The 4,434-nt window shown below is 51.7% G+C and carries 4 protein-coding genes and 4 tRNA genes; 1 reads left to right on the forward strand and 7 read right to left on the reverse strand.

All coding sequences use genetic code 11. The annotated features are described in order from the left end of the window. From HMPREF9538_RS29170 to HMPREF9538_RS23805, 5 genes are all read right to left on the reverse strand, one after another. Nucleotides 1-135: GTP-binding protein (locus HMPREF9538_RS29170; protein ID WP_009484166.1), on the reverse strand; the 135-nt coding region annotated here is incomplete at its 3' end. Nucleotides 136-250: 115 nt separating this feature from the next. Beyond that, nucleotides 251-326 (reverse strand) — tRNA-Thr (locus HMPREF9538_RS23820). A 5-nt stretch (nt 327-331) separates the two neighbouring features. Beyond that, nucleotides 332-406: transfer RNA gene (locus tag HMPREF9538_RS23815), tRNA-Gly, on the reverse strand. A gap of 115 nt (nt 407-521) precedes the next feature. Continuing rightward, nucleotides 522-606, reverse strand: a tRNA-Tyr gene (locus tag HMPREF9538_RS23810). Between the two features lie 10 nt (nt 607-616). Beyond that, nucleotides 617-692 (reverse strand) — tRNA-Thr (locus HMPREF9538_RS23805). A 428-nt stretch (nt 693-1,120) separates the two neighbouring features. Here HMPREF9538_RS23805 and coaA point away from each other — a divergent pair. Then, nucleotides 1,121-2,071 (forward strand): type I pantothenate kinase, encoded by a 951-nt coding sequence (coaA, locus tag HMPREF9538_RS23800; RefSeq protein ID WP_064181259.1) that lies wholly within the window; start codon nt 1,121-1,123, stop codon nt 2,069-2,071. Nucleotides 2,072-2,096: 25 nt separating this feature from the next. Here coaA and birA read toward each other — a convergent pair whose 3' ends face one another. Further along, nucleotides 2,097-3,059, reverse strand: coding sequence for a bifunctional biotin--[acetyl-CoA-carboxylase] ligase/biotin operon repressor BirA (gene birA / locus HMPREF9538_RS23795; RefSeq protein ID WP_009484050.1), 963 nt, complete (start codon nt 3,057-3,059; stop codon nt 2,097-2,099). Beyond that, nucleotides 3,056-4,084: a UDP-N-acetylmuramate dehydrogenase gene (murB, locus tag HMPREF9538_RS23790; RefSeq protein WP_009484051.1), complete on the reverse strand. Its 1,029-nt coding sequence runs from the start codon at nt 4,082-4,084 to the stop codon at nt 3,056-3,058. Before murB ends, birA begins: the two co-directional genes overlap by 4 nt. Nucleotides 4,085-4,434 lie beyond the last annotated feature (350 nt).

The following is a 4,434-nucleotide window of genomic DNA, read 5'->3' on the forward strand; positions in this document are numbered from 1 at the left end:
GCGAGCGGAACCACCGTAGGTTTTAGCCAGTACGGTAGTGATGGCAGCGGTCAGCGTTGTTTTACCATGGTCAACGTGGCCGATAGTACCGACGTTAACGTGCGGTTTTGTACGTTCAAACTTTTCTTTAGACATCGATTGTCCCTCTAAGACACGGATAAATCGGTGATATCACCACATCAACCAGGCAACATGCCCGACTTGTTGAATGAACATAACAGAAGAGAAACAGGGAAGGAGAGAAAAGAAGTGGTGCTGATACCCAGAGTCGAACTGGGGACCTCACCCTTACCAAGGGTGCGCTCTACCAACTGAGCCATATCAGCACGTCTGGAGCGGGCAGCGGGAATCGAACCCGCATCATCAGCTTGGAAGGCTGAGGTAATAGCCATTATACGATGCCCGCATCCTGAAACTCGGCTACCCAGTTCTTTCTGTAATACTAAAGAGACTGCTCTCTTTAGTATTGAGCTGATTAGTTTACCCAACCAACTCCGGCTCCGCAAAGCGTCGCCAGAAAGTGGTGGTGGGGGAAGGATTCGAACCTTCGAAGTCGATGACGGCAGATTTACAGTCTGCTCCCTTTGGCCGCTCGGGAACCCCACCCAAATTGTTATGGTGCCGACTACCGGAATCGAACTGGTGACCTACTGATTACAAGTCAGTTGCTCTACCTACTGAGCTAAGTCGGCATCAAGTAGCGCGCATTCTAGGGAGAGGAGCGAGTTCATGCAACTAAAAATTTGCATAAAACGTTCTCTTGCTCACATTTTGTGCTCTCACGCGAAAAAACGGTGTAATTTCAAGCAGCGGAGTGCAAATATTCGCCAACAATTCGGCTCTTCAGGCGCTGTCCGATCATCTCCGGTTACCTCTATCGCATGCTGACCGCTGACGGAAAGGATTCAGGCCGCTAGCCTAGCCTGTTAGCAAAGGCCATGCTTTGCAAAGCATAAGAAACTTATTCTTCTCTTGTGATGCTGGCGCGAGAAAGCAGCATTCAATGAGTTTTTTTCTTATTATTCCCGGCAATCTGGTGTTACCCTCCTGCCCATTGTCCTGATTAACTCGTGTGAAGCATCACCGTTTCAAGGTATTCGGTGATAGTAAGAACATGCTTATGAGCCAAAAAGAGCAGACGTTAATGACACCGTACCTACAATTTAACCGCCACCAATGGGCTGCACTTCGTGATTCTGTCCCGATGACGTTAACCGAGGAAGAAATCACGCGGTTAAAAGGCATCAACGAAGATCTCTCTCTGGAAGAGGTTGCCGAGATCTATTTGCCGCTGTCGCGTTTGCTCAACTTCTATATCAGTTCTAACCTGCGTCGCCAGGCTGTTCTCGAACAATTTCTTGGCACCAATGGTCAGCGAATTCCCTATATTATCAGTATCGCTGGCAGCGTTGCGGTAGGAAAAAGCACCACCGCCCGCGTTCTGCAAGCTTTGCTTAGTCGTTGGCCGGAGCATCGCCATGTCGAACTCATTACCACCGACGGTTTTTTGCACCCTAACTCGGTTTTAAAAGAACGTGGGTTAATGAAGAAAAAAGGCTTTCCGCAGTCCTATGATATGCATCGCCTGGTGAAGTTTGTCTCCGATCTCAAATCAGGGGTACCGCAGGCAACTGCGCCAGTTTATTCCCATCTGATTTATGATGTTATTCCCAATGGTGACAAAACCGTCGCGCAACCGGATATTTTAATTCTTGAAGGGCTGAATGTTCTGCAAAGTGGAATGGATTATCCGCACGATCCCCATCATGTATTCGTTTCCGATTTTGTCGACTTTTCTATTTATGTCGATGCCCCGGAAGAATTATTGGAAAGCTGGTATATCAACCGCTTTCTTAAATTCCGGGAAGGGGCGTTTACCGATCCGGATTCCTATTTCCATAATTACGCTAAGCTCTCGAAGGAAGAAGCAGTAGATATTGCCACTTCGCTATGGAATGAAATCAACCTAATGAATCTTAAAGAAAATATCCTTCCAACTCGCGAGCGCGCCAGCCTGATCATGACTAAGAGCGCCAATCACTCAGTGAATCAGGTACGCTTACGTAAATAAAATAAGGGAGCCGAAGCTCCCTTTTTTATTCTGCACTGCGCAATGATATTTCACCACCCACCCAGGCTTTTATTACACCATCCTGCTCCAGCAATAGTGCGCCCTGGGCGTCAATGCCACGCGAAATGCCGTAAATTTCTTTATCACCGATAATCAGTTTCACCGGGCGATGAATAAAGTTATCCAGTTTTTCCCAGCGCGGTAGATAGGGAGCCAATCCTTCCTGCTCGAACAGCTCCAGTCCCAGGCGCAGCTCTTTAATCAGGCGCGCGGCGAGGAGGTTACGGTCGATGACCACCCCCGCTTCCTGAAGGCTGATCCACCCCTGATTGACGACATCAGACTCCACGCGACGCATCATAAGGTTGATACCCGCGCCGCTGACGATTTGTGCGGCATCGCCCGTTTTCCCCGTCAGTTCCACGAGGATCCCTGACAGCTTACGATCCTGCAGGTAAATATCGTTTGGCCATTTCACGCGAACCTGTTCGGCCCCGAGCTGCTGCAGAACTTCAGCGATCACAATACCGATCACCAGGCTTAGGCCAATAGCCGCTGCCGGGCCCTGCTCCAGACGCCAGTACATCGAGAGATAGAGATTCGCGCCAAAGGGCGAAAACCATTTTCTGCCTCGCCGGCCTCGCCCTGCTTGCTGATATTCAGCCACACAGGCATCTCCGGACGTCAGCTCATCAAGCCTGTCCAGCAAATACTGGTTAGTAGAGTCGATGACGGGAAGGACCGTCACTCGACCATGGTCTATCTCTTGAGAAATCTTTTTCTCATCTAATAGATGAATAGGCTCCGGCAGGCTGTAACCCTTGCCCGGCACAGTAAACACATCGACGCCCCAGTCACGTAAGGTCTGGATGTGCTTATTAATCGCCGCCCGGCTCATGCCTAACTGCTCACCAAGCTGTTCGCCAGAGTGAAACTCGCCATCAGCAAGGATAGAAATTAGCGTCAAAGGGATAGTATGGTCTTTCACGCAATGCTCTCCTCTGCGTTGACTTCACCATGCGTGCCAATGAAGCGCACCTCGGGCTGAAGCCATACATCGAATTTCGCACCCACCCGCTGGCGAACATAATGAGCAAGTTTTACCACATCCTCGCTGGTCGCTCGATCTTCATTAATCAGTACCAGCGCCTGCTGTCGATGGACGGCCGCGCCGCCGATGCGTTGTCCTTTGAGCTCACATTGATCGATTAGCCAGCCAGCGGCCAGCTTGACGCTGCCATTTGCCTGCGGATAGTGCGGTGCATGAGGGAACTGCGCCAGCAGCGCTTTCGCAACCTGAGCGCTGACGATCGGGTTCTTAAAAAAGCTGCCGGCATTACCGTTAATCTTTGGATCCGGCAATTTAGTCATTCGCATATGACAGACCGCATCAAATACCTGCTGCGGCGTGACGGTCTGCGGATCGAGACGCGTTAAATCACCGTAACTCAGTACAGGATGCCATGTTTTCGCTAACGATAAGCCAATCGCGACGATGGCATAGCGGTCCTGATATTCATGTTTGAAGATACTGTCGCGATAGCCAAAACGGCATTCCGCGGCTGAAAGACGTTGCTTACGCCCGGTTTCCAGCTCAATGCAGTCAACATATTCGCAAACCCGCTGTAGCTCAACGCCGTAGGCGCCAATATTCTGGATCGGCGAAGATCCTGCGCAGCCAGGGATTAACGCCAGATTTTCCAGACCTGGCATCGCATGCTGTAGCGTGAACTGCACCAACTGATGCCAGTTTTCGCCGGCGCCGACGTGCAAGCGCCAGGCTTCCGGCGTTTCGCTCACCTCGATCCCCATAATCCGGTTGAGGATCACCGTACCGGCATAGTCGTTCAGAAACAGGACATTACTGCCTTCCCCAAGGATCAGCGTGGGTTCGCCTGCCGCGGCAGCGGTTTGCCAGGCGCTTAGCAACTGTTGCTCAGTTTCGGCGCGTACTATCGTCTTGGCGAAGCGTTCAATGCCAAAGGTATTCCAGGGTTTGAGGGAGTGGTTCATAGTGGCTTCCTGATGCAAAATCGGCGTTAGTTTATCGTATCTGGCGGGGGAAGGCTTGTCTGATTACAGGGGCAATGATATTGCGTGGCGTTACCGGTGGTGATGTGGTGTACCGGTGCGGGCGACAGAACGCGACAGGCCCGTAGCCCCGGTAGGCGCAGCGCCACCGGGGAGACATACCGGCACGCTGGCCGGACGACAGAAACGCAAAAAGCCCATCCGGCAGGATGGGCTCTTCACTTGTTTGATGCCTGGCAGTTTATGGCGGGCGTCCTGCCCGCCACCCTCCGGGCCGTTGCTGCGCAACGTTCAAATCCGCTCCCGGCGGATTTGTCCTACTCTGGAGAGCG

Source organism: Klebsiella sp. MS 92-3, from assembly GCF_000195655.1.
GTDB lineage: Bacteria > Pseudomonadota > Gammaproteobacteria > Enterobacterales > Enterobacteriaceae > Klebsiella > Klebsiella pneumoniae.